The 24,473-nt window shown below is 43.5% G+C and carries 23 protein-coding genes; 6 read left to right on the top strand and 17 right to left on the bottom strand.

Annotated features, from left to right (window positions below):
- Positions 1-237: 237 nt before the first annotated feature.
- On the top strand, positions 238-1,731 hold the full coding sequence (locus KFE98_10530) for a glycosyltransferase family 39 protein (GenBank protein ID UTW64547.1): 1,494 nt from the start codon (positions 238-240) through the stop codon (positions 1,729-1,731).
- 34 nt (positions 1,732-1,765) lie between these two features.
- On the opposite strand, the gene KFE98_10525 is transcribed toward KFE98_10530, so the two are convergent.
- Entirely contained in the window at positions 1,766-1,984 is a 219-nt protein-coding gene (locus KFE98_10525) for a hypothetical protein (GenBank protein UTW64546.1), read from the bottom strand.
- Between the two features lie 103 nt (positions 1,985-2,087).
- Positions 2,088-2,951, bottom strand: coding sequence for an alpha/beta hydrolase (locus KFE98_10520; protein ID UTW64685.1), 864 nt, complete (start codon positions 2,949-2,951; stop codon positions 2,088-2,090).
- 129 nt (positions 2,952-3,080) lie between these two features.
- Here KFE98_10520 and KFE98_10515 point away from each other — a divergent pair, with 129 nt between their 5' ends.
- Positions 3,081-3,710, top strand: a complete 630-nt coding sequence (locus tag KFE98_10515) for a TetR/AcrR family transcriptional regulator (GenBank protein UTW64545.1) — start codon at positions 3,081-3,083, stop codon at positions 3,708-3,710.
- Here the strand turns inward: KFE98_10515 and KFE98_10510 are convergent.
- The 9 genes from KFE98_10510 to KFE98_10470 form a co-directional block, all read right to left on the bottom strand.
- On the bottom strand, positions 3,703-4,809 hold the full coding sequence (locus KFE98_10510) for a hypothetical protein (protein ID UTW64544.1): 1,107 nt from the start codon (positions 4,807-4,809) through the stop codon (positions 3,703-3,705). The genes KFE98_10515 and KFE98_10510 overlap by 8 nt on opposite strands.
- Positions 4,810-4,847: 38 nt before the next feature.
- The gene (locus tag KFE98_10505; protein ID UTW64543.1) at positions 4,848-6,257 is read right to left on the bottom strand and encodes a hypothetical protein; all 1,410 of its coding nucleotides are present in this window, start codon (positions 6,255-6,257) and stop codon (positions 4,848-4,850) included.
- Between the two features lie 90 nt (positions 6,258-6,347).
- Positions 6,348-7,064, bottom strand: a complete 717-nt coding sequence (locus tag KFE98_10500) for a hypothetical protein (GenBank protein UTW64542.1) — start codon at positions 7,062-7,064, stop codon at positions 6,348-6,350.
- Positions 7,065-7,120: 56 nt separating this feature from the next.
- Positions 7,121-7,744, bottom strand: coding sequence for a biliverdin-producing heme oxygenase (locus tag KFE98_10495; GenBank protein ID UTW64541.1), 624 nt, complete (start codon positions 7,742-7,744; stop codon positions 7,121-7,123).
- A complete protein-coding gene (locus KFE98_10490; protein ID UTW64540.1) occupies positions 7,728-8,429 on the bottom strand; it encodes a hypothetical protein in 702 nt (233 codons plus the stop codon). The genes KFE98_10495 and KFE98_10490 overlap by 17 nt, the downstream gene beginning before the upstream one ends.
- Position 8,430: 1 nt before the next feature.
- Positions 8,431-9,300 (bottom strand): HAMP domain-containing histidine kinase, encoded by an 870-nt coding sequence (locus tag KFE98_10485; GenBank protein UTW64539.1) that lies wholly within the window; start codon positions 9,298-9,300, stop codon positions 8,431-8,433.
- Complete coding sequence (locus KFE98_10480) at positions 9,297-9,617, bottom strand: hypothetical protein (GenBank protein UTW64538.1); 321 nt, start codon at positions 9,615-9,617, stop codon at positions 9,297-9,299. Before KFE98_10480 ends, KFE98_10485 begins: the two co-directional genes overlap by 4 nt.
- Positions 9,614-11,236, bottom strand: coding sequence for a cobalamin-dependent protein (locus KFE98_10475; GenBank protein ID UTW64537.1), 1,623 nt, complete (start codon positions 11,234-11,236; stop codon positions 9,614-9,616). The genes KFE98_10480 and KFE98_10475 overlap by 4 nt, the downstream gene beginning before the upstream one ends.
- 189 nt (positions 11,237-11,425) lie before the next feature.
- A complete protein-coding gene (locus KFE98_10470; GenBank protein UTW64536.1) occupies positions 11,426-12,295 on the bottom strand; it encodes a helix-turn-helix transcriptional regulator in 870 nt (289 codons plus the stop codon).
- A 151-nt stretch (positions 12,296-12,446) separates the two neighbouring features.
- Here KFE98_10470 and KFE98_10465 point away from each other — a divergent pair, with 151 nt between their 5' ends.
- Positions 12,447-13,550 (top strand): DUF2911 domain-containing protein, encoded by a 1,104-nt coding sequence (locus KFE98_10465; protein ID UTW64535.1) that lies wholly within the window; start codon positions 12,447-12,449, stop codon positions 13,548-13,550.
- A 4-nt stretch (positions 13,551-13,554) separates the two neighbouring features.
- Complete coding sequence (locus tag KFE98_10460) at positions 13,555-14,937, top strand: PDZ domain-containing protein (protein ID UTW64534.1); 1,383 nt, start codon at positions 13,555-13,557, stop codon at positions 14,935-14,937.
- 135 nt (positions 14,938-15,072) lie between these two features.
- Here the strand turns inward: KFE98_10460 and KFE98_10455 are convergent, their stop codons facing one another.
- Positions 15,073-16,812 (bottom strand): tail fiber domain-containing protein, encoded by a 1,740-nt coding sequence (locus KFE98_10455; protein UTW64533.1) that lies wholly within the window; start codon positions 16,810-16,812, stop codon positions 15,073-15,075.
- A gap of 279 nt (positions 16,813-17,091) precedes the next feature.
- The gene (locus KFE98_10450; GenBank protein ID UTW64532.1) at positions 17,092-17,586 is read right to left on the bottom strand and encodes a T9SS type A sorting domain-containing protein; all 495 of its coding nucleotides are present in this window, start codon (positions 17,584-17,586) and stop codon (positions 17,092-17,094) included.
- 197 nt (positions 17,587-17,783) lie between these two features.
- Here KFE98_10450 and KFE98_10445 point away from each other — a divergent pair, with 197 nt between their 5' ends.
- Together KFE98_10445 and KFE98_10440 are read left to right on the top strand one after the other, a co-directional pair.
- Positions 17,784-19,775 carry a tetratricopeptide repeat protein gene (locus tag KFE98_10445; GenBank protein ID UTW64531.1) on the top strand — a complete coding sequence of 664 codons (1,992 nt, stop codon included), beginning with the start codon at positions 17,784-17,786 and terminating at the stop codon, positions 19,773-19,775.
- 8 nt (positions 19,776-19,783) lie between these two features.
- Positions 19,784-20,533, top strand: a complete 750-nt coding sequence (locus tag KFE98_10440) for a response regulator (GenBank protein UTW64530.1) — start codon at positions 19,784-19,786, stop codon at positions 20,531-20,533.
- A gap of 95 nt (positions 20,534-20,628) precedes the next feature.
- Here KFE98_10440 and KFE98_10435 read toward each other — a convergent pair whose 3' ends face one another.
- The 4 genes from KFE98_10435 to KFE98_10420 form a co-directional block, all read right to left on the bottom strand.
- Positions 20,629-21,132, bottom strand: coding sequence for a hypothetical protein (locus tag KFE98_10435; protein UTW64529.1), 504 nt, complete (start codon positions 21,130-21,132; stop codon positions 20,629-20,631).
- 60 nt (positions 21,133-21,192) lie between these two features.
- The gene (locus tag KFE98_10430; protein UTW64528.1) at positions 21,193-21,660 is read right to left on the bottom strand and encodes a hypothetical protein; all 468 of its coding nucleotides are present in this window, start codon (positions 21,658-21,660) and stop codon (positions 21,193-21,195) included.
- Between the two features lie 61 nt (positions 21,661-21,721).
- Positions 21,722-22,546, bottom strand: a complete 825-nt coding sequence (locus KFE98_10425; protein ID UTW64527.1) for a hypothetical protein — start codon at positions 22,544-22,546, stop codon at positions 21,722-21,724.
- A gap of 701 nt (positions 22,547-23,247) precedes the next feature.
- Complete coding sequence (locus KFE98_10420) at positions 23,248-24,201, bottom strand: hypothetical protein (GenBank protein UTW64526.1); 954 nt, start codon at positions 24,199-24,201, stop codon at positions 23,248-23,250.
- Between the last annotated feature and the right edge of the window lie 272 nt (positions 24,202-24,473).

Genomic DNA, 24,473 nt, shown 5'->3' with positions numbered 1-24,473 from the left:
AGGGGCCTGTTGCTCGGGTATAGTTTAGTCCAGTTCAATCTGTGCGTTCATTAACCACGCAATATACATCGGATACTGCCAAGTAAAAAAATGACCTGCTAGGTATTGGAAGTAGTTCTATACGAACCAAAAGTTCACTAAAAATAGAGTTCGTCGTTCTCAAAACTGCTTTCCCTGCATTTTACATTTATCCCAAAACATTAGCTTTGATTGGCCAGTACGGCTCAACGGGAATTCATGGATCATTATATTATTGACAGCCTTGTAATCATACTGTGCCTTGGCGGGTATTTCTGGTCCTGGAAACTTTACCGCCAAAACAGATTTAGACCGGCTGTTTTCCTATTGAGCTTATGCGCCCTGCTGATCTATTGTTTTGTTGCCTCAGACCTTTACCTGCATACCTGGGACGAACGATTCCACGCCCTTGTGGCCAAAAATCTAATGAGCCACCCATGGGTTCCTACGCTCTATGACAACCCCGCTTTGCCTTCCCAGGAAAGGAGTTGGGTTTCGAGTCATATCTGGCTCCACAAACAGCCCATTCCGCTTTGGTTAATGGCAGGTAGCATGAAACTATTTGGCGTCCATGAATTCGCCGTTCGGCTGCCTTCTGTTTTGATGTCGACCTTGGGTGTAGGCCTCATTTTCTCCATTGGCAAATACCTGTACCACGAAAAAGTAGGCTTCATTGCTGCTTTTTTGTTTTCGATCAATGGACTTATTCTGGAACTTACAGGCGGACGAATAGCCACGGATCATATCGATGTTCATTTTCTATTCTTTGTCTTGCTGGCTGTTTTTCTAACGGTTCGGTTTATTCAAAAGGGCCATTGGTCTTACTCGATTTTCATGGGCTTGTCTATTGGAGCGGCGATTCTTACCAAATGGTTGCCGGCATTAATTGTACTTCCCATTTGGCTCTTACTGGTAGCAGACAGCAAGCGATTTTCGCGAAACCAAATGGCCTTAAACTTCGGATTGATTCTTCTTACCACGGTCGTAGTAGCTCTTCCCTGGCAGGTGTATATCAATCAAGAGTTTCCCGTTCAGGCCGCCTATGAAGCCGAATTCAACTACCGACACTTTACCGAAGAATTGGACGGTAGAGGTGCCCCATTTTATTATTTCTTGAATCAAATTCGGATCAATTACGGAGAGTTGATTTACCTGCCTTTGTTGTGGTTTTTGTGGAAGATGATTAAGTCCCCTCAGAATTACCGACGGATGGCTCTCCTTTTGTGGTTCGTCATTCCTTTACTGGTGTTTTCTATGGCCAAAACCAAGATGCAGGGATATTTGGTCTTCACGGCACCAGCTCTGTTTTTAATCACCGCTGAATTCTATGGTTGGGTTCAGGAAAATCGAGAAAAATTCACCTATCCTTGGGTGGCGCAACTGCTACTTTTCCTTTTCATCTTTCTACCCGCCCGATATGGAGTGGAGCGAATGAAACCTTTTGATGATCGGATCAAAAATCCCCAATGGGCTATTGAGCTTCGTTCCCTGGGAAAAGAACCCATCGAAAAAGGAGTTTTGTTGAACTACGAAAGGAATATTGAGGCCATGTTTTATACCAACCTTACGGTCTATTCTCATCTCCCCAATAGAGCCGAAATTGAAGACTTGGTTCATCGAGGATACCGGGTTATCATTCATGATGAGGGAATTCCCGATGACATCAAATCCATGGACCAAGTGGAATTTCGCTCCTTTCATCTAAGCCCTTAAATCGGTACCGTCGAAGGCTTAGAAAGGGCACTTCCTACAAACCATTTTGGACCATCTCTTTGATCTTGACGGCTTTTTCAAAGTGATCGAGTTTATGCTTCCATATCCACCATTCAGCCACTTCCATTAAGCGTTTTGGGTGGGTGTTTTTATTCTCAAAAAAGGCGTAGAACGAAACACCTACACCCTCTCCTTTTTTCGCAATCTTCTGATCGCAAACCGCGATTATCTTTTGTCTGATTTCCTGATCCATCGGCCTATTTCGTACTTTGATGATTGATTCTATAACGTCAAATTGAACGTAGTATGACCTCAAATCTCACTATAATAGTTGACTCGAAGAAAGGCTATCTCGTTTAATTAGTCTGGTTTAGAATTATTCTTTCTATCCATTCATTTTGTTCCTTATCCTGTACATGTTTGGAGTTTTCCATGAGCTCGCAAGTCTTTAGGGAAGGAAATATTTTGGATACCCTTCGCTGCATTTTCCTCCCGGGAAAGATGATGTCGTTTTGGGCCGCAAAAATGGTGATGGGAGTTTTTATCTCTAATGCATTTTTGGTCTTAATCACTGGAACTGGAGTGAAATCCATCTCAAATTCCAAAAAGACCTTTGATAAGTATTCCATCGCAAACTCATCTTGTTGAGTAAAAACCTCGCCAAGAAACTTGTCTACATACTTCCGATCCTCGGTTTTCATGTACCGTTTCATTGGAATAAATACCTTAAACATAGCTTTAATGGGATTGCCATTAACAATGTACGCAGGTGCCGAAAGGAAAACCTCTTTTATTCTACTTTCATCGTATTCCAGGGTTTTAAGAATCACTAAACCACCAAAAGAAAATCCGGCCATAGTGACTGAGTCCAATTTGAGGCTGGTGATAATCTCATTCATCCATTTCCCGTAGGAATCATCTTTCATATTGAGTCGCGTCTCGGAACTCTTATTAGGTTGTGCCAATACATCGACGGCATACACGCGATAAGATTTATGCAAATTGGAGTAGGTCTCAAGAGCCACCGGTGCACATCCATTGGAGCCATGCACCAAAATGATTGGAGGGTTGGCTGGGCTTCCACAGACGATAATATTGGTCTTACCAAAACTCGTATTCACAGTTTCATATTCATATTCAACCCCTAAACTCGAGAGTTTGGTGTCATAAAGTTTAAGAATTGCATTTTTTCCTTCTTCGGATTTGAACAATGATGGCATTTTATCCAGGTTTTGAGAATAAATGGAGTTAATGGCACAAAGAATACATGCCAAAATGATTGCGTTTTCTTTAAGCTTCATATATTAGGACAAGTTTACAAATCTAAGCAAATTAGGACAAGTTTACTAATGAATAATACCAAGTCAAGAATACTATCCGAATCCAAACAATTGTTCAACGAAAAAGGCTTTAGTGAAGTGACTATCAGAATGATTGCTCAAAAATTAAACATGAGCTCCGGTAATCTGAATTATCACTTTAAAAAAAGAGAAGACATATTGGAAGCCCTCTACTTTGAAATGGTGGAGGAGTTTGATGATCGAGTTAAGCGTTTAGGCGAATCTGAAATCACACTTGAAATGATGTACCAGGACATATTTCAAAGCCTAAAACGGATGGTCGACTACCGCTTCTTTTGGACAGATATGTACCGCCTATTGCGGCTCAATGAAAAGATAAGAGCCCACTATAAAAAGGTTTACGAACATCGTTTTCAAGGCTACATCTATTTGTTTGATTACTTGATGAGCCAAGGAATTTTGAGCGACTTCGGATATGAAAACGAGCGTAAGTTGTTGATCGAAAGAATGATTGGCTTCAGTAATACCTGTATCTACAACTCGGCCACCTATGACGTAAATCTGGATGAACGTTTTATTGAGAATCAAACCCAACACCTCATGATAATCCTCTATCCTTACTTAACCAAGGATGGTCAAAAACAATACAGAAAACTGCTGCCCGGAGTGTTTAAATAGAACCTTGTTTTTCTACATTGTAGGTCAGTTGCACAATTCTCAGCTTAAGCCAGGTCCACGACCCATTCTCTAAGGTCCAACTGGCCTCACATTCGGTTGGAATTTTTATTCCGTTTTTCTCCTCGGTTTTTAGCGCAGACACGATCCATTCTGTGGGCTTAGGATCCTTGGCATCTTTGTAACGCATGGCCACAAACTTTTGGAATGCACCGGCCTCATCAAAATGAAAAACACCCGATCCAGTTACTCCTTGATAACTGAAAGTTGCTTTGGCTGAGTGTTCATCTAGGTGTTCCCACTTTACGTACGAACTCAGCGCTGCGGAGGGAAACCAAACCATCTCAGCTAAGTAGCGCTGTAGTGTGGCTTGATCAATTTTCTTATCCTCTTTGGCATCAGCTACGGGAATTAAGGATTGTATTTTAATAAGCATCTCCCCTTTTCCCTCTTTGTATTGATCTCTGCCTGCCACGCTCATCAAGGCATTCATATCCATGTTCATCTTCCAATGAAAAGACGGTGGTTCAATCGAAAAATACTGATCGGCTTTTCCATAGTTCCATTCAGACTGATCAGGCTTTAATCGAAGTTGAAGTTCCTGAACGAGGTAAACATTGGAAGCTCTTTTCTTACCCACCACCCCACTATTCATAAGCCATTTTTTAACGGCAGGCGGCAAGACTGAAACATCGGCCGGCCTCACTAAATTCTGATCCAGAAATTGGGTTTGATCGAACAACTCAGCCCTTTCCAAACCAAGCCTCTTCTGAAAACTGAAATCAGCATAGCCGAGTATCGTGGGTATTAGAATGAGAAGATTGAGCACTGTACCATACTTCGCATCCGACCAAAACCAGAAAACGAGAACCTGGGAAACAACTAAAGCGAAGAAGGAGATAATCCACCACCGCTCTGAGGACATCAGAAAAGCTATCGCCGTAGCGAGAAGTAAGCCAAAAGCAAGTAACCAGAATAGGCCTAAACCTTTTGTAATCGGTTGCTTTAACGCCTCGAATTCAGCGAATCCAAAGGCCTTGAGAAATCCGAATAAATGGATCGAGGCGTGGATAATGAGGAGTATGATAAATACTATTCGCATGGGTAAGTGAGAATTACTTCGCTCCTGGTTCTTGCCGATCAGACGGGTTTAGATTTGGCCTTCCACATTTCATAGTCGTCCAAAATCTTAATGAGCACATTCACCATCAGATTAATCAATGATTCTCTAATTCCCCCATTGGGTGAAATGCTGCCATGGGCCAGGGAATTCCGGTCTATTTGCCTTACATATTGGATCGTGTCGAAGGGAATAATTGGCCTTCCATCCGAGTTTAACTTTTCCATTTTTTTGGTGATTCCACCGAGTGTAATCGAGGAATCGCTCTTTTTGACTTCTCCAGCCTCAATGAGCATATTCTTGAGAATTCGCTCAATGGTCGGGGGAATGGAACGTAAGGTCAGGATGTCCCATTTTCGCTCCAAAAGATTTGTACAAATGTCTTGAAGGGGTTCCAGTTGATCTCCAACCATTTCCCGATTTTTTTCCGCCCTATCCTGCAGTTCCTTGACAACCGTTTTATCGGCGGAATTGAAGTACTCGTGGCCTGAAAGCTCAAAAGTGATTAGGTTTTCCAGCACACTCCGCAATACACTGGGAGATTCATCCAGCACACGTAGCACTATTTCTTTTCCATAATCAGTTAAAGAGGTTTCGTAAACATCGTCAGCCATGGTAAACACCTGAATTCCATCCAACTCAGGCGGTGTAGCTCTCATATCCTCGGTTCGATCCACTGTATTGGCCAATTGAAACTGTTCCAACCGATTCAGGTAATACATATTCGGATCGAACTTCCTTAGGTCATACATTTCCTCTCCGATATCTAAGTAGGATTTCCCCTCAGCCATAAAAGCCTTTAAAAACTCCTTGCTCATGTGCCATGGATTGGCATTAAATGCCGTATTGCGCTCGGGCACGTTCAAGTAATTCTCAAGCATCAATAAGAAAACAGTCCCGCTTGACAGAGAAAGAGATTTAAAGAACTTTCCCAGGGGTGATATTCTCCACCGCTCTCCATTCCAGCTAAACAGTGAATTCTCTATCCCGTAATGCAATTCTTCCCAGGGGCTGGGTAAATCCAAGTGAGTCAAATTGACTTTTGCATCCAGACTCTTTACCTCCCCGCTGGTATGAACACCCATATTGATTGGCCGCCACGATAGATGTCCCGGATAGTTCTTCACGACGTACTCCAGTACATATTGAGTGCACTCTTCCACCAGTTTTGCATCCGATTCATAAGTAACACCAACCGAAAGCAGCTTGTAAAGAATGCGCCGAACAATATCCTCCAATCTATTGGATAGAATTTCATTCTGGACAATTCGGTCGCCCTTTTCCTTTTTGCCGGCTTCTTCGAGTAGAATTTGCTTGGCCTTTTTTAAAAGTGGGTAGGAAACGGCCACATCAATATCAAAGGATTCATGGGGAAATTTCTCAAGTTGATTGAGGGTTTGATGAAGTCGGGAGGTAAGTGGGGTGATCATGGTGGCAATTTATCCATTTCGATCAAAATAGATCGGAACATTGACCCATCTTTTGAAAGAATAATTGTCAGGTTATGGCAAGCTGTGCCTTCATTCTTCACTGGTGAACAACCCTATAAAACGATCCTTCACCAATTCAATGCTTCCATCGATAACTGGTCCCAGGTATTCCCCGACAGATTCGGCCACCTGTCCCCCGGCATCATCGGCAATTTTGGAACCGAGTTTTTTGAATGCACCTTTCAACACTCCTTTGAAGGAGGCGTCGGACTCTACACCCATTTCGATGAACGCGGCCCGAATTCCCGCTTTGGATTCTTCAGGGAGGTAGGATTCAAACAAGGAGGTAAACGCATCGGTGGTTAACCTCACCAATTCGGGTGAAAAGGATCCATCGGTAATGTGATTCAAGCCTTTTAACTTGGCCCTCAGGTGATCGATCAAAAAGGGATTATCAATTTCAATTCCGATTTTGTCGTTGTTTTTATCGGGGAGAAATATGGGCTTTTTGAGCAGTTCCTTTAACTCCTGATCGAGTTCAGCTTTACTGGTTTGTCTGAGTTTGGATTCGTACAACAGATTTCTCGCCTTTGCACGGGTTACGCGGAGCTCAGATACCAATTCATAGATCTTGGGATTCCGATCAAAAATGCCCAGCTTTTGCAATTTGATAAAGAGCAGAATATCAAAATCCCGTTTGGAAATGGAGCCGTAAGCCGGAGTTAAATAGTCCTGCAGCAGTTCTTGGAAAGCTTCTTTTACTTCTTCGGCATCCAGCTCGTTCAGCCTGTTTATGATTTCGCTCATAGCGTTTGGAGATACAGTTTAGTCTGATCCGAAATTAACCAAAACCGATTGAAGTTTTACGATGGATTTACGCCCGCTATTACTTGCTCTAAATTCTCCTTGGAATAATTGGAATCAATCACCTTCCTTAAGGAATCAAAGGCATCCATTGCGGCTTCAACGACTTCCTCATATTTATCGGGATGCTGTTCTCCCCAAGCGTCAAGGGCCTGCTTAAATATGGCCCACTTCGGGTAAGCCTGCTCCCGGTAGCCGAAATAAAAATTCAAACAGGTTTTGGGAATCGTTCCATGCTGGACAAGTTTTTTGGTAATGACCCGAGCTCCTAAGGTTGAGCCTTCGATTACATAAAGATATCCCCAAAAAACGGCTGGAGTGGACAAGGCCATTTTTGAATCGGGCACTACCCTCTTGGCTCCCAATCCACCGTTTTGAATATCAGCATCCAACCAGGGAATCTTTTTCCGAGTGGCCAGATCATCCATTAAACCAGCCATTTCCTCCATCGAATTCATGGCCCGTTCAATAGGCCCCAAAAAGGATTTCCAGCACTGAAGAATCAGCAGGTATTCGGCTAAGGTTAAATCCGGCGAAAGCAAGTTCCTTAGCCCTTCGCATTTTTCAATCTCTCGATGAGATTTCGCGGTTCGTTCTTTTAAAACTTCAGACAGTAACATCATGTATTCCAAAATGATAATCCTTCAAAAACAATTCGAGCCATTCACGATTTTCGTCCTTCACAATGGATCGGGCTGGCGAATGGGTAGCGTGATGACTTTTGTATTCCCTAACCAAATCATGATCAATGCCAGAATGAGCAAGAGGATAATTGGGCGTATAAATCTGGTTGGTTGTATAGGTCAAAAAGTCATTGTACATGGCTCGCACCTCATCCATCGCTTCCAGTGTGGCTTTAGAGAATACCGACTGCGGAGAGGCGATTTCCGAAAACCATTCCGGGTAACTTTTCTGTTCCGGAAATTGGGGAGCCCAGGACTGCCTCAAATGGACCAAATCGGCCACCGCCCGATTGTCGGTCAGGTAGGATACATCCATCACAATGACATGCAGATTGTTCATCACACAAACCCATTCAGAAGCAAAAACGGGCAGCTGTTCAGGAGAAGCCGTAGGATAGATCATGATGGTGGCGATATCGATGATGGCCGAGCGAAACCGGGCATACTTCAAGCTGGCCTTACCCTTGGCGGATAGCCATCCCTGGCTCTCTACTTGAATTTCCTTGGGCCCTGGGTTCAGGAGTTGAAAACTATACTCCCCGGGGCGCATCTCGGGCTCCCAATCAAAAAGCAAGGATGTATGGCTCATCGTATCCTCAAGGGCCCAATTGAAATGATTCTTCATCCTATCCATGTTTTATCGGCCAGGTAAACCAAAATTCTGATCCATGCCCGACTTTTGAATTTAATCCAACTTCGCCACCAGCCTTTTCTACTAATTTCTTCACGATGGCCAATCCAACACCAGTACTATCGGTGCGGTTGGATTGATTGGCTGTTTCAAACAGCGTAAAGAGCTTTTCATGATACATTTCTGGAATTCCCGGACCATCATCGGAAACGGCCATTTTGAGCACCTGACTATCTACCGGCTGCACTATAAGCTCAATTTTACCGAAAGACTTATCGTGATACTTAATGGCATTGCTCAAGAGGTTAGTCAAAATCTGCCCCAATTGAATGTAGCTGCATTTCAGATCTGGGTAGTAATCGGGTAGAATCACCTGAAAACTTCTGGGCTTACTCAGGGAAAGCATTATTTCATCGATTAGATCTCTCAGGTTAAACTCGGTTATATCCTCATTCACCCGATCGGCTCGGGAGTAATCCAAAATACCCGAAATCAAATCTCCCATTCTTTGGCTCTGCTGTTTCACCAATTCAAACAGCTCCATAACTCCATCGCTCAACTCATCCCGATTTCCGTTTTCAATCAGCTCCAACAAACCAACAATACTGGTTAAGGGTGACTTTAGATCGTGCGAAACCACATGAGCAAACTGATCGAGCTGAGCATTTTTGTCGGCCAAAGCCTGGTTCAATTCCTCAAGCTTAATGTTCTTTTTAGCCAATTGACGCTGCATATTGGCCATTTCATTATTAAGTAGCGTTAAGCGATCAAAGGATTCCTGAGCAACGGGGTAAACCTCGGATAGTCTTCCATTTTCTTCACCATTTTGATGGGACATCAATCCTATACTCGGGTCTAAATTCAACCAAGAGCTAAGCCCATTTTTTGACTGCCAGCGACTTTGGGCAGCCACCAGAATATACCCTTGTCGATGAGTTCCCCCGAAAAAAACAAAGAGGCCAGACGAGATTCAAACTGCATATTGATTTCCCAACCTTCCACCTGTCCCTCATTTTTGAGGGTCGTGAGAAAAGACAGCATCTTTTTCATGCTGTAAGAATCCGCCATTTCTAATACGGTTTTGTGATACACTCCCTGCTCAAAATCGTTTCGGTGCACATTCAAAATGCATCCATTTTCATCAATCAACAAGACCAGGTAATGACCGTTGTTTCTTTTCATGATTCCAGTAATCGTGAAGCTTGTTTGTGGACCTCCAGTACGGACCCTACTGTGGCATCTGCACCAATCCGCGACCACAATTCGGGATCTTTGGTAAAAGGATAACCTCCCACCAAAATTTTCAGGGTCGGAAACTTATACCGAACGGCTTCGATGAGCTGAACGGCATTTTTGATATGCGGTGTAAGGGTAACTGAAAGGGCCAGGATATGTGCCTTGTTTCTACTTATCGATTCAAGGATGGCCTCATGCGGAACGTTGGCCCCAATGTAATAGGTATTCCACCCTTCCATTTCGAGAAAATCGGCCACCATTCGAATTCCCATTTCATGCAACTCACTTCCTACACAGGTGGCCACCACATTATTGCCATTGGAAGAGGCTGACATGATTTGGGGAAACAACAGCGACATAATCATTTGAGTAGTTGCCGTGCAATAATGCTCCTGGGCTACGGACAGCTCATTCTGTTCCCATAACCGACCGATTTCGTATTGCGCTGATTGAAAAATATCGATGTATACGTCCCGCACAGGCATGCCCTTGTGCACCAAATCCAGGATATAGTTACTGGCTTTGGTTCGATCACCTTCCAGGAGAATTTCCAAATATTTCTCAGCCTCTGGGATAAGCATGGATGATGATTCTTTCTGATTTTTCTGTTGGGCTGCAACCAGATTTTGAATGCCCGCATCCAACATAGCCGTCATACTCGGATTGTCGGGATTCAGGACCATTCGCAGGGTAGCCATAAAACGAATAATGGTTAGTGCCTCTATTCCCAAACTGCCCAAAGTAGACTTGAGCCAATTGGTGTATTCGATAAACAGAATTTCACTCTGGGCCTGAAATGCCTGATCCAAAAATGCCAAATGCTTTTCGGCATCGTTTACCATGTGCTCCTTGTACTTGAGGGCCGCGTGCTTGTCCAACCCATCAAACAACCGAATGTGAATCTGGGCAATTTGTTCGGCTTTGGAGGAGGCCGTATTCCACTCGACGAACTGATTTTTAACCAGCGCTCGTGTGGCTCTTCTGAGTACCTCCTTGTCTTCTGTGGGCATAAAAACCTGAAGACTCACAAGCATGCGCACCAAAGCTATTTTCTTGACGCCAATAGCCTCCAACAAATGACGGTGCCAATTCAAAAACAGTTCAAATAGGGAATCCTCTTTTTGGGCTCTGGACCGGTGCAGAAAATGAAGGATAAAATCTAAGTCCGATTTAATTTTGGCGGTATGATCCACATGAGCCGCTGGGTCAATATCGCTAAACAATCGAACATGGAAGTCAAAAGCCTGGGCCACTCGCTCAACATCCTTTTCTGCCCCATTGACGATTAAATGGGATAATGCCGAAAGACGTGGCCCAAAGTTCTCATCCAGGTTTATCGCTCCCATTTCCTGACAGAGCTGAAGCAACCGAAAAAAGGCCTCCTCTTCAATTTCCAGGGTACGCAGCAACTCGAGCTGCCAAATCAAAAAAGAATAGAAGTCATCTCCTCCCTTTCGGTTGTAGCGAAGAAGGAATTCAATATCGTTTAGCAAACCACGCTTGAAGGCGCTCCCCTTCCATTCGGGATACCGCTCAAGGTAGTTGAGGTAGATCTCGTGAATCATTTTCCAGGCATTTAATGCACGCGAAATATGTATAACAACATGTTGTTATCTCCTGCCAAGACACTGGACGAGATTTGACAAACAGAGCAACCTCTTAATAGAGATCGGTGTTTTCAACAAGAAGAATACAGTTTAGTTTAGTTTGACTCTAAATTAACCAATCGGATAATTCGATTCCACAAAATCTTCTCAAATGCACTTCTTACTTACCAAAACCTTACGTAAGTTCTTCCCATCGGAATATCCAACAGCTAAAGCAGCCTCCTGATACGAGACTCCCTGATCCAGAAGAACTTGTGCTTCTTTTATCTTAAGCTGAAGCAGATATTGGTAAGGCGATTTCCCGAAAATGGCTTTAAATGTCCTCAGAAAATGGAACTTGGACAAGCTGCTGTTTTGAGCGAGGGTATCCAGGTCAATACTTCCAAATTTGTGATCGTGAATGTAGTCTCTGGCCTTGAGAATTCGTCGGTATAATTCTTCCCGGGTTTGCTTTTTCACGGAAACTACCCGTTGCAAACTGGATTCTACCTCCATTTGGTCACTCACCATATGTTCGGCTAAGTTTAGGTAGAAGTCCAACCACCAGGATTCGTCTTTTGGGGTGGAGTCTTCCAGGTGATGAATGGATTGGTTTAAATAGTGGGTTAAGCCATTTCCCAAATCCAGCCGAAATACCCGGGAGGTAAAATGATAGCTTCCCTCGGGTTTCGGAGAAAATTCCAATTGCTGATCCAGGGAAGTTTTCCGATGAAAATACACCTCCTCAATAAGATCCATTGGAGGGTAAATGCAAACACCACTCGTATTCTCCCTGGAATGGACCTGAGTCTCCAGAGCCTCCCCCCGATTCACCAATAACACCTGACCCGATTGCACCTTATAAGCCTGCGATCCCACCTGATACTTTTCAGCGCCATTGCGCACAATTTTCAAGGAGAGTGGTGAAGCAGCATCGCTTTTCTCAAAACGATTCAGATTGGAGCGAACAAATCGACCTTCGCCAAACCCCAAAACGGGGCCTTGCTGCAGGTTTTGTATGGAACCGATTAAACTCATAGCCGCTAAGATCCTGCAAGATAGTGCACCCGCCCAGCAATCTAACCAGGCTATTGTACGATTGGCTTTCTCAGCGGTTGACTGGTTAATTAGCAATTATTACCCCATTGAAAAAGCGCCTTATTCGGTCTTTTGTTGCAAAATCAGATGGATGAGATTAACCGTTTTTGCTCTTCTTACGATTCTGAGCTTCCAACTGAACGCTCAGTTTCACACGCTCACGATGCCCAAGCCGAGTCCGGCAGCCAGTATGACCCAGCAGGTGGGAGTTACTTTCGTAAAAATCAGCTACCACAGTCCTTCCACCTATGGACGAGAAGTGTGGACGAATCCGGGAACCATTCCCCAAAACGGAGATCCCATCCCGTGGCGAGCCGGCGCCAATGAAAACACGACCATTAGTTTTGATACCGATGTAAAAATTGAAGGGCAAACCCTAAAAGCCGGTTCTTATGGTTTTCACATTATTCCCAATGGCCATGAGCACACCTTACTCTTTGCCCGACCCGATAACCTCTGGGGCAGTTATTACCTGGATGTAGATAATGATGTAGTTCTACGGGTAACGGTAAAAGATACCGCATCCGACTTTCACGAATACTTGACCTACGCGGTGGTAAAACGTCAGGAAAACAGTTGTCAATTTGCCCTCAAGTGGGCCGACCGTATGATTCCCTTCACCGTTTCGGTAGATCTACCGGCAACGGCGGTTGAAAAATGGCGCTACGAGCTCAACGGCACCAACACCTACCAATGGGAAGCCTGGAACGATGCCGCTGCTTGGTGTGTAAGTCACCAGACCAACCTGGAAGAAGCTCTAACCTGGGTCAACCGTTCCATTAATGGCGGCTACGGTGGATTTGCCGGCCACCTGAGTTTTGTGAATCTGAGTACCAAAATTGAAATTCTGGATGCCTTGGGAAGAACCGATGAACTGGAAGAAATTCTCCAGGGATTGGGCGACGAAGACTTCACCGCCGACGAAGCTCACTACATGGGAGCCACACTCCTCAAATTAAAGCAGGATCAAATAGCGGCCGATCTGATGAGCCAAGGACTCAAGCAACATCCGGAAGATTGGGGAATGATGCTTTACCGCGGAGTGGCCCATTATTTTTTGGGAAATCAAAAGACAGCTAACAAAGCCCTCGATCTGTGCGAAACTCATTGCCCGGAACAGTTTAAACCCAGACTGGATGCCATTCGCGGTCAAATGAAGGAAGGCAACTACCAATTCCCACAACGCAAATCCTAAAATCATGAAACGTACTATCCTCACTCTATTTGTTCTCACGGCATTCCTTCAACTTTCTTGTCAAACCTCGGATTTGAGGCGAAAAACATCATTGGGAGTCATGTTGGAATTGGTCAACGACTCCCTTGCAGCTGTCCATAAAACCACACCAGGAAAAGGGCTTTACATCCGCTCAGTGGTAGACGGGTCAACGGCCGAAGGAATGAAAATAAAAGCGGGCGACATCATTACGGAACTCAATGAAGCTCCCATCAATACCATTCAGGATATACTTTCTGAAGTCGGAAAATACCGGGCCGGAGATCAATTGGTGGTTAAACTTTACCGCGGCGGAAAACTCAAAACAGTAAAGGGGAAGGCAGTGGCCCGGCCCCAGGAGCAATCCGAAATAGCCGATGTTCATTATGGATCAGTCGAATATGAAGGTAATCGTTTACGCACGATGTTACATGTACCCAAGGGCAAAGAAAAACCTCCTGTGGTTTTCTTTATTCAAGGGTATCCCTGTCAGTCTGTGGATCTGGCCTTTGCCCAGGAAAGCCCAACGCGCAAAATGGTGGACCAATGGGTAAAGGCCGGCTTTGCTGTATACCGCATCGAAAAACCAGGCATGGGAGATAGCGACAGTAAAAAAAGCTGCCTGGAACTCAACTTTGAGGAAGAGATCGAAACCTTTAGAAACGGGTACAAGGACTTGGAATCAAATCCCAAAATTGACCCGGATAACATTTTCATTTTCGGTCATTCTATTGGCGGAATCATTGCCCCAATTTTGGGATCGGAGTTCAAGCCCAAAGGCATCATTACCTACGGAACCGTGATCAACACCTGGTTTGAATACATGCAGGAACTGACCCGGGTGCAAGGAGTTTACTTCAACAGCCCGGATTCGGTGGTGGAAATGGACATTCGAAACGCCACGCCTTTCTGGTATGAAATGTTGGTGGCTCAAAAATCGAACGAAGAAATTTTGAAGAATGCCGAAATCCGCCAGATGCTGGAAGCCGAAGGAAGCCTTAAAAGCTTTGAGCAAGGGCAATTTATTCATCGCCATTATACCTATTGGTCGGGTATTCAAAATTTGAATCTCACCCGCTATTGGTCACAGGTTGAATCCCAGGTTTTGGCGCTGTATGGTGAGTTCGACATTCAGGCTCTCCATGCAAACCATATCTACGCCATTGAAAGAACGGTGAATCACAGTCATCCGGGTAAGGCAAAAGCAGAGGTAATTCGGGGAGCGGATCACGGATTTGTACGATTCGAATCGATGGAAGCCAATGTGCAGACCCTAAACAAGGGTCAGTATGGTATCTACTCCCGCCAGCATTACCACGAAGGAGTGGCCCAAAGCACCATCCAATGGATGCAATCCCATTTAAAATAGAGTAGCCGAAACCAGCCTCTTTTATTATACCGGATAATAGACCACGAAACCCTTCCTGTTTCAGAAAGGGTTTCGCTGGTTTTCGAGTTTATTCATCGAATTACCCGAAGGGCTCCCACTTATAAAAAGTTCTCTCTATTTTACAGCTTCGGTAACCTGTAAGGAGTACATCTGCATGAGTTGATCCAGCTTAGCTTCCAACTCGTCAAATTGATTTTGTTGCTCCGCATTTGCCTGAACCAATTCTTTGTTTTTGGCTTCCAACTCTTGAATAGCTTTAACCAATACAGGCACTAATTCGGCATAATTCACTCCACGGGTCTGGGCGGAATCCTCTCCAACAATCACCACCTCCGGAATAAGCTGCTCCAATTCCTGGGCGATAAATCCAATTTTATCTTCGGTTCGCGCAGTGTCTTTCCAGTTGTAGGAAACGGCACGCATTTCCAGGACGGTAGACAGGCCATATTCCAAGGGTCGGATGTTTTTCTTTAGGCGTACATCGGAGGTTTGAATGGTTCCGTTAGTCGCATACACAGCCGCCCAGCGAGCATTGGTGGCTCCCAAACTTTGGGTATTTGCCGTTTTGGGAACTAAGTCACCATCCACCATTAACTTCCCATGAATGGTCAATTCATTGGTTAAAAAATCACCATAAATAAGCGGAGAATTGGTATTGGTATTATCGATATACAACTTGTTGCTGATGTTGGTTGCTGTATTTCCACCGGCCTGATCTCCAATAAAAACATTGGAATGCCCGGTGGTCACTTTTAACCCGGTAGCCCGACCCAATCCAACATTGTAGTTTCCAGTTACTAAATTGGATAGGGATCCTTGTCCCAGAGCACTGTTATTGCTCCCAGTAGTGATATCGTAGAAGACAAAAGCTCCAATTCCCGAATTCAAATTACCAGAGGTTAAGTTATGGGTCGTTTGATTACCTACTACGGAGTTAAAATCACCCGAAGTTGCCTTGGTAAACGAGGCTGTTCCAATGATCGTATTTCGATCGCCCCTGTCCATGGTTGTACCTGTTGAGGAGCCAATGATTACATTATCCTCGGCACCCGGCAAAATGGCATCTCCAACATCCACTCCAATAAAAATATTGTCCCAATTGTTTCCCTCTTCGAGAGCGTTTCCGTCCATTCTCCATTTTTCGTCTCCTTCAACGGTAAATCGAATCAGGTCCTCATCGATGGCTTTTTCCACTTCAATTTTGGTATCGTTATCGGTATCACTGATGTTATCACCACCCCCACCGCTGGGTAGGGTTACGGAGCCGCCACCTTTGCTTAGGGAAAGGGAAGTTCCGGAAATACTTAAAGTTTGAATCTCGTTGGTCATGCTGCTGTCTCCATCAAAAATGGAATCGTTGGGCAAGGTTACGGATCCGCCGTTGGTCAGGGAAATCACGTTATTAGCCATACTCAAGGACTGAATTTCATTAGTAGCGCTGCTGTCTCCATCGTATACTTTGTCGGCCGGAACATTGGTTAGGGAGTTGTAATTCCCATCAAATCCCGGAGGAAGTACAACCGATCCGCCATCTGTCAAATAGATGGTATCCTTAGTTATACTGAGGGTCTGCAACTCATTGGTCAAGCTGCTATCTCCGTCAAACACCAAGTCTCTTGAAAGTACCACGGAGCCTCCTTGGCTGAGGTACAAGGTGTCGTTGGAAACGCTCAACATCTGCAATTCATTTACCTGGCTGCTATCGCCATCGTATACCTTATCGTTGGTCACATTTTCGGCATGTAGGGCGAAGGGTACGGACACCAGTGGGCTCACGCCCAAAACGGTATAATTGGTTCCACCGGAAAAATCTACTGCGGTTTGTAAAACAAAGGCTCCATTGCTCCAATCCACGGTGGAAAGGTCGTCGGAGGTTGTTCCTGTTCCGATTCGTAGCGTGGCTAAGCCAAAGGCGTTGGTGGTTACGTTGTGTTCTTCTTCATAAACAGCTACACCATTGGTATCCGGTTCGAAAATCTTGATTTGTACACCTACGTTGGAATTGGCTTCTACCGTTCCAGCAGCGGTGCGTACTACAAATTGATAATTGATCTCCTGAGGAGATTGTGCTTTCAGGGCTATCCCCCAAAAAGCAAGGCAAGGGCAAGGAAAAATTGAATGTAAGTTCTCATCTTAATGGGTTTTAACTAATTGAAAGTTGACAGGTTCGGCTGATCCTTTGGTCCAAACGCTGCCTATATAAGTTCCAGGTTTCCAGTTGAGGGTTTCGATTGAATTTTGGTTTTCGAAGGAGTCGTTAAACACCTCCACTCCGAGCATGCTTCTGATCTGAATGCGCTCAATAGCAGCATCGCTTTTAAAGGTCAGCCTACTCGAAAAAGGATTGGGGTAAGCCATGATGGCGCTTAGTTCAGCTTCTTTTGCGTCAATGGCCGTGATGACCAATTCGGGCTGTAACACCCCGGTGGTAAAAGTCCCTGATCCACCTGAATAGGTTTCGATAAGGGGCTCTCCCAGGGCGTATTCAAAAACGTGATTGGATGTTTTCCAGGTAGCTCCAGCACTGGATACGGTTTCCTGGGAATACCCAACTAAGGAGACCAACAGGCTCAAGAAGCAAAGGCTTCCCCAATGGGCCAGTCTACCTTGGATTCGTTTATACTTCATAATCAATGGGTTTTGGAATTTGAAAACAAGGCTAACACAATGCTTAACCTTCTCCGCATTTATGTCCTGAACCAAGATGGTGATGAGACGGAACCGGGTGATTCAGGAATGAAGTTCATTTCCCTATTTCGTTCCCCAAAATGACTCGTTCGACCCATTTTTTTTCAGTTCTGGCCATTTTGTGCTTTCTTCGTTAGATGCCAAAAGCCCTCCTTTCCCTTGCCGGAATCCTCATCTTTTGTAGTCAGTTGGCTGTGGGGCGGGACTATTTCAAGTATGTAGATAGCCTGGAAATGGCTATGGTCGATACCAACTTTAACGATACCTCGGATTATCACCGTCTTTTTCAATTTCACGATATCCTTACCCGGGAAGATATCATGGTGCCTATTCACCCCATCTCTCAACACTATGTGGTACAACTCGAAAAAGCCCGGGACAAGGCCGAAACAGATTTCCCCACCTACCTCTCCCGGGTCAATTTTTACCTCTTTCGAATCCACTACCTGAATTCTATTCTGGAAACCCCTTTTTCGCTTGGAAAGGACTTGGTGAAAATTGAAAGCGATCTGGATTTTGAACGGAAACTGATCATTTTTGAAGCACTGATCGAAGTGTACAAAAGCTATGGCAGAAATCAGGAAGTGATTGCCTTATTAAAATCTCGGCATAGGCTCCTGAAGTACCACGAAAAACAGGTCGACTATCTTTCCGATTACATGGATCTGGGGAATGCTTATTACAGCGAAGGAAACTATGAGTTAGCCCGGGATTATTACAAAAAAGTCGCCCGAAATTACATTGATAAGGAGGCCTGGTATCATGCCAGCACCTATTACAACAATGTAGGCCTCACCTTTCGGGAAATGGGTCAAGTAGATAGTGCTACCTACTACTTTCAACAGGCCATCGAATTTGTAGATCGGGTAGATAGCATTCCCTTTGGGCACTACAAACCAGAAGGTTACAAAACCTATTTCCGGAACCTGATTCTGGCCAATATGCATTTGATGGGCTGGCAGGAAAAACCCTACTCCTTTGTGCTTAACATCTTGGAGGATGAATTGGCTTCGGCCATCTACGTCAAGGAATACAACATTCAGGTTTCGTCCATGAGAAAACTGGCCGATTTTTACCTGTATCACGGCAAGGTGGACAACGCTTTGATTATGGTTCAATCCTTAGATTCTCTGGTGGGTAAATGGGATTTTAAGGATCAGCATGCTGCGGTTCTCGAATTGTATGGAAAATGTAAACTGGCCCAAGGCAAAACAGCTGAAGCCTACGGTTATTTTCAGAAGTCGAATCACATTAGCGACTCATTGAATCGGGAGAAAGGCCGCCAGCAGCTCATTTTTGCGGCAGCCGAATTTCAAACCCAGAAAAAAGAAGAAGAACTCCAGATTCAGAAGCTGCAAGTAAACAACCTCGACCTTCAAGTCAAATCCGATCAAACCCGGCAACGCTTGCTTATCGTTATTGTGTGTCTTCTGGTAGCGGTGAGTTTGCTGATTCTCTTCTTTTTTAGAAAAGTAAAAACAGCCAACAAGATTATTGCCGAACAAAACGAGCGAACCAAAGCGGATCTCAAAACCAAAGAATTGCTGCTCAAAGAGGTAAATCACCGGGTCAAGAACAACCTTCAGGTGGTTTCCGGATTGCTACAAAAACAGGCCGGCTTGGCTCCCGACAAAGTCAAATCCTACCTCGAAGTCAGCCAGCAGCGATTGGAATCCATTGCATTGATCCACAAAAGCTTGTACGAGAATGAAGAATTTCAATACATCTCCTTTCAGCGACTGGCCGTGGAATTGGTTCGCCAAATAGAAAGTGTAAATCAACGACCTGACCAAAACATTTCCATCAACGCTGATATCGACGATATTGAATTGCACATTGATGTGGCTACTCCCCTGTCCCTCATTTTTAATGAATTGGTAAGCAATACCTACAAGCATGCCTTTAAGGGCAGAACCGAAGGTGAGATTTCGGTAGCGCTCAAAAAAGGGAAAGATGGAAAACACCTGTTGACCGTAGAAGATAACGGAATTGGACTAGATCCGAACTTAGACATCAATCAATCCAAATCACTGGGCATGACCCTGATCAAAGGACTTTCCTGGCAAATTCATGGACAGTTTAGCTATCAGAGCAAACCTGGAGAAACCCGATTTGAAGTAACCTTTTAAAAGAGCCCATGAAAAACATAAGTATACTCATCGTAGAAGACGAATTCATTACCTCCGACCTCATCAAGGATGAATTGCTACGGATGGGTTATCAGGTTTCAGGTCAGGCTCGAAGCGCTGAAGAAGCCCTGCATATTCTGGGCAAGAACGATACCGATGTTTGTATGCTCGACATCAACATCCATGGAGATATGGACGGTATCGAATTGGCGCAACAGGTTCGAAAATTACACCGGATGCCCATCATCTTTCTCACCGCTTACAACGATAAAAAAACCATCGAACGGGCGGCCCAACAGATGCCTTCTGCCTACCTGATCAAGCCCTTTAAAAATTCGGAGATCTACGCAGCCTTGGAAATTGCCATCCAAACTTTTCAGGAACAAATCACTTCGGAAACCGAAAATGGACAACCCCGTGTAGAGACTTCTTCCGAAGGCCTTCAGGAAACCTTATTTGTAAAAAAGGACGATTACTTTTCGAAGATTCAGGCCGATGATATCTTGTTTGTGAAGTCCTCTATGAAATACCTGGAAATCTATACCGAAGAGAGTAAATACTTGGTCAGAAAGACCTTTTTGCAACTTCTGGAAATGCTCCCGAAATCCAAGTTTATCCAACCGCACCGGTCCTACCTGGTTAACCTCAGTCATATCGACAAAGTGGGTTCGATGCACCTTCTCATTAATGGAAATGAAATCCCGATAAGCAGTTCAAAAAAGGAAGAGATTTACCAGCATTTTAACTTGCTGAAGTAGGTTGATGATGGTTTAATCCTAACACAAATTGGTAAGCGGATTCGCTACTCAATTCTTTACCGCATTGACGGCCTACTTACCAGGTGGCAGCACTTTCAAATCTCATCTCCAAACACCTCCTTTCGCACCTGTAAATACAGCTCAGATCCTTTAGGTTCTATAAAAGTTCGCACCTCAGGGTTCTTGTCTTTTATAAATCTGAGGAAGTCCAAGTAATCATATCCGGACACTCCAGGATTCACCTCCAATTTAAATTGTGACTGTTCATCTTGGAATACAAAAACAGACCTACTACCTCTTGAAGATTGAAAATAGTGAACCTCCATTAGTTGATCGTAAGAAAACCGCTGTTTGATAGAACCACGCTTGAATTTCCTTTCCACACCATCGGAATAAAAACTAAGCTCGAAAGCAGATGAGCGTATTTTCCTGACTCCGAAAACCATCAATCCAATCAGTGCCATGATCACCAAGCTCACGCAGAGAATATCTAACCCAGAAAAAGGCAGATAAATAACTACTGGCACCAATAAAAAGAGTAGCACCAAAAGGTCCCCATTTTGACCACCGTTCGTCACTTTATACAATGGATCACTCAAAATAGATTTCGATTAGAATGAAACACCTGAAAATTTAAAATGATCATTTAAAATTCAAGATCACCCCCGCTGACTCCACTCATCCCGAATTCGCATCATCTTAATCAGGTAGGGAATCAAGGCAACCAACTCCAGACGCACGGTAAATTCGAAGCCCAAGGTGGGGAACATAAAAGGCAGGATGATCATAGACACTGTGCAAATGGCAATTCCCAAAACGGCGTCCACCATGGCCAGGTTCACCGCCCAATTCTTTTCCGTCCAAAGTCCAAATGAAACCGCCCCTTTGATGGCGAATAAGCCAATAACCATTAAACCAATGAGTGATAACGGATCGGTCGTTTCAAATCCATACAGTGCCAGGTTAAATTCCATTCCCAACAAGCCCAAAATGAAGCCAGCTGGAGCAATGAAGCCAAACACCATAAAAATCCACAGGAATATTTTTATCCAGAGGGGTAATAGCTTTCTACGTCGTTCGGAGGAGGTGGTAAAGTCGCTGTCTAATACTTCAGGTTCGGTCATCATGAGGGGTTTACATTAAACTCGGAAAGTTTATTAGCCGCAAATTATAAAAATTCTGCCTCCCCTAAATAGCTTTGAAATCCTCCTGGGTTAAGCCCGCATTAAATTGAATATTGGACCAGGTCACTTCAATCCAGGGTTGATCATTGATTTCGGCCTCCCAGGTAGATTTTTTGTACCGCCGTTTACTGGGAATCCATAAACCATCTACTTCTTCGTATTCGAGCTGCATCAAAAGCGGTTTTTCCATCACCCCATAATCCACCACAGTAAAGAGAAACTGATCCACCAAACCACTTTTTTGATTGAGGTAGATTTGGTAAATATCCGTGGGTTTATCCGATGGAAAATCAAAGGAAATGGCCACCACATCGTATAGCTGTCCTTCGATTTGTTTTTCACCCAGGTAGTCATACTTCAGTCCAGGGTCTAATAGTTTTTGGAACATGGTAAACCAGTAGAAATTCGTAGGTCGTTTGAATGCTACTCCCTCTAAAGCCGAACTATCTTCAAGTAGTTCACCCTCATGTTTTAACCAGAACTCTTCACCATCATAAGCTTGCTCAATCGTTCCCTCCAATTTGGCCAGGGTACGATCATGCCGCTCATAGATACCATAGGATAGCTCGCCATCAAAAATGTATTTCTCGGTTGACACATCCGATTGACCGGTGGGTGAAAGGTAGGTACAGGTATAAACCACATCCTTTAGACCACGTAGCTTTTCATAATTTCCCACTCGCTGCGAGAGTTCGTAGACCAATTCATGGCCCTTGTTTTGAAAGGAGATTTCCGGAGTTTGAACTTCTTCCTGCTCCGGCTGATTCTCCTCAGCACAAGACCAGAGCAACAAACTTCCTAGGAGAAGGACCAAAAGATTGAACTTCATGTTATCGATTTAACTGGGGCTCGTGATGGGTTACATCTCCAATCAAAAGGAGAATGAAACTCCATGAGGTTGCCCTGATTTATCAAGGCCTGCAATGTATTTTGCATTGGGGGTTTTAAGTGTTGTTTGGGAGACAATTGGGGGTAACGAAATTATGGCTTAGGCTTATTGCTATAGTAAAATCCATTTAAACACGAGTTGGTTAAATCACTTTTGTAAATTCAAAATTTTGGTCAAAATAAGAAGACATCTCCATAAGGTAAACCCAATAATACACAATCCAATAATGTTAAAAAAGAAGGTATATTGGGTATAATTTGACGGTAAAAACGACTTCAAACCAAACCCAATGACTGAGATGAAAATTAAAGATTTAATGCAATTTTTCAATATCCCAATTGTCTGAAAATAAAGATCAGACACAAAAAACAACTGAAACAATGAATTATCTTCATCGTAATTATCCTTAGAGAGACTTGATGCGCTTTTAAAAGTTATTAAAACGGTTAATAACGTTAATATGAAACCTGCACTGGTGAGACCTACACTCGCAATATCAGATGTCATGGAAATCGATCTTTCCTTATCTATAAGTTCGATAAGACAATTGTCGTACAAAAAATAGACAAACACCGTTACTCCTGAACTAAACAAGTAATCCCAAAAAACAGGTCGTCTAAAGTATAAATCCAATATCGTCATTACAGAGAATTCATAAACCTGTCAAACCCCTCTTCAATTAATTCATACCAATGAACACGTTTCGTAAGCTCGTCAAGATCAACATCTTCCAAGGTTATTGTTTCTTTTCCTTTTAGAAGATTAAACACTTCTTCATTTCCATCCTTATCCTCATAACGGACGACAAAATTGTTGAAGCAATCAATATTGAAAGGTCTAGTTTTAAACTTCTTTAAAAGGCTTAAAACCATCGAATTTGCATCCTTATTCAATTCAGAACTTCTAATCCCTTTTCCTTGTGTTTGAAACAAGGCTTCAAGCTTAATATATTTTGGTTTCAATCGATTTCCAATTGTGTTGATGCCAGTAAAATAACTCCCAACAATATCCTTATCCATTTGGGCAATCTTGCTGGGCTGAATCTTTATATCAATGTTCAGGACATTCTTCAACTCGGCAAGAGTATTATCAATTTTATTGGACATATACATATCCACATCCGTTGCTTTAGATAATTTCAACATATCACGAGCCACATTTCGAAAATAAAATTCAATGTCTGAAATCCTTGGTCCGTGGTAATTGAACTCAACGCAAAGTACTGCAGTCGATCTACTGTAATCAATAAAAAAATGAGTTTCTTCTGCTATTGATCCAATAGTATCAATTGGAACCAATTCAAATTTATTTACCGGTTTAATTTTTGGAGCTCTACCAGATCTAAGAAGAGCCATTGAGCATCGAATACGATTTTCTTTGTGCATAAAAACGGCACTTGTCAAAAACAACTCTCTCGAGCCATCGCCATTCCCTCTATTCTTATCAATCAAATGGCCATTTCCATTTAATAATTCCTTTGTTAAATAGGTAATCACTCCTCTAAGTATACTATTACTATTTTCATTTGAGCTTAAATGCTTGTAGGGGGTAAACTTCAAGGAGAAGAAATGAAAATGTAGTGTTTCTTGTCTCATCTAAATGATTTATTGTCCTTTCCGACCTTTAAAATCCTTGTTGTTGAGCAATGCCAAAAGTAATTAAGCAATTACTCAAAGAATTTGGCAAAGGGGAGTACACAGTTTAGTTCAAGCCTAAATTAACCCATCCACCCGTAACAATCAACCTATTCAGAGATCCTGATTTTAAATTATGCCTCCAACCCTCCCAACCATTCCCAAACCCAATTCACCACCAATCCCCTTTTTTCCTATTTTGCGGCCCAATTAAAATTTCGTAACCTACTCAC

It is taken from the genome of bacterium SCSIO 12741, assembly GCA_024398055.1.
GTDB lineage: Bacteria > Bacteroidota > Bacteroidia > Flavobacteriales_G > Salibacteraceae > SCSIO-12741.
This window is presented reverse-complemented; position numbering and strand designations above follow the sequence as displayed.

Bases quoted from the DNA above. Each gene is read 5' to 3' on its own strand.
- KFE98_10515 (UTW64545.1), top strand. From the start codon at position 3,081: ATGAATAATACCAAGTCAAGAATACTATCCGAATCCAAACAATTGTTC.
- KFE98_10440 (UTW64530.1), top strand. From the start codon at position 19,784: ATGAAAAACATAAGTATACTCATCGTAGAAGACGAATTCATTACCTCC.
- KFE98_10525 (UTW64546.1), bottom strand. From the start codon at position 1,984: ATGGATCAGGAAATCAGACAAAAGATAATCGCGGTTTGCGATCAGAAG.
- KFE98_10470 (UTW64536.1), bottom strand. From the start codon at position 12,295: ATGAGTTTAATCGGTTCCATACAAAACCTGCAGCAAGGCCCCGTTTTG.
- KFE98_10520 (UTW64685.1), bottom strand. From the start codon at position 2,951: ATGCCATCATTGTTCAAATCCGAAGAAGGAAAAAATGCAATTCTTAAA.
- KFE98_10465 (UTW64535.1), top strand. From the start codon at position 12,447: ATGAGATTAACCGTTTTTGCTCTTCTTACGATTCTGAGCTTCCAACTG.
- KFE98_10505 (UTW64543.1), bottom strand. From the start codon at position 6,257: ATGATCACCCCACTTACCTCCCGACTTCATCAAACCCTCAATCAACTT.
- KFE98_10425 (UTW64527.1), bottom strand. From the start codon at position 22,546: ATGAAGTTCAATCTTTTGGTCCTTCTCCTAGGAAGTTTGTTGCTCTGG.
- KFE98_10430 (UTW64528.1), bottom strand. From the start codon at position 21,660: ATGATGACCGAACCTGAAGTATTAGACAGCGACTTTACCACCTCCTCC.
- KFE98_10450 (UTW64532.1), bottom strand. From the start codon at position 17,586: ATGAAGTATAAACGAATCCAAGGTAGACTGGCCCATTGGGGAAGCCTT.
- KFE98_10495 (UTW64541.1), bottom strand. From the start codon at position 7,744: ATGATGTTACTGTCTGAAGTTTTAAAAGAACGAACCGCGAAATCTCAT.
- KFE98_10420 (UTW64526.1), bottom strand. From the start codon at position 24,201: ATGAGACAAGAAACACTACATTTTCATTTCTTCTCCTTGAAGTTTACC.
- KFE98_10445 (UTW64531.1), top strand. From the start codon at position 17,784: ATGCCAAAAGCCCTCCTTTCCCTTGCCGGAATCCTCATCTTTTGTAGT.
- KFE98_10480 (UTW64538.1), bottom strand. From the start codon at position 9,617: ATGAAAAGAAACAACGGTCATTACCTGGTCTTGTTGATTGATGAAAAT.
- KFE98_10530 (UTW64547.1), top strand. From the start codon at position 238: ATGGATCATTATATTATTGACAGCCTTGTAATCATACTGTGCCTTGGC.
- KFE98_10490 (UTW64540.1), bottom strand. From the start codon at position 8,429: ATGAAGAATCATTTCAATTGGGCCCTTGAGGATACGATGAGCCATACA.
- KFE98_10460 (UTW64534.1), top strand. From the start codon at position 13,555: ATGAAACGTACTATCCTCACTCTATTTGTTCTCACGGCATTCCTTCAA.
- KFE98_10475 (UTW64537.1), bottom strand. From the start codon at position 11,236: ATGATTCACGAGATCTACCTCAACTACCTTGAGCGGTATCCCGAATGG.
- KFE98_10510 (UTW64544.1), bottom strand. From the start codon at position 4,809: ATGCGAATAGTATTTATCATACTCCTCATTATCCACGCCTCGATCCAT.
- KFE98_10500 (UTW64542.1), bottom strand. From the start codon at position 7,064: ATGAGCGAAATCATAAACAGGCTGAACGAGCTGGATGCCGAAGAAGTA.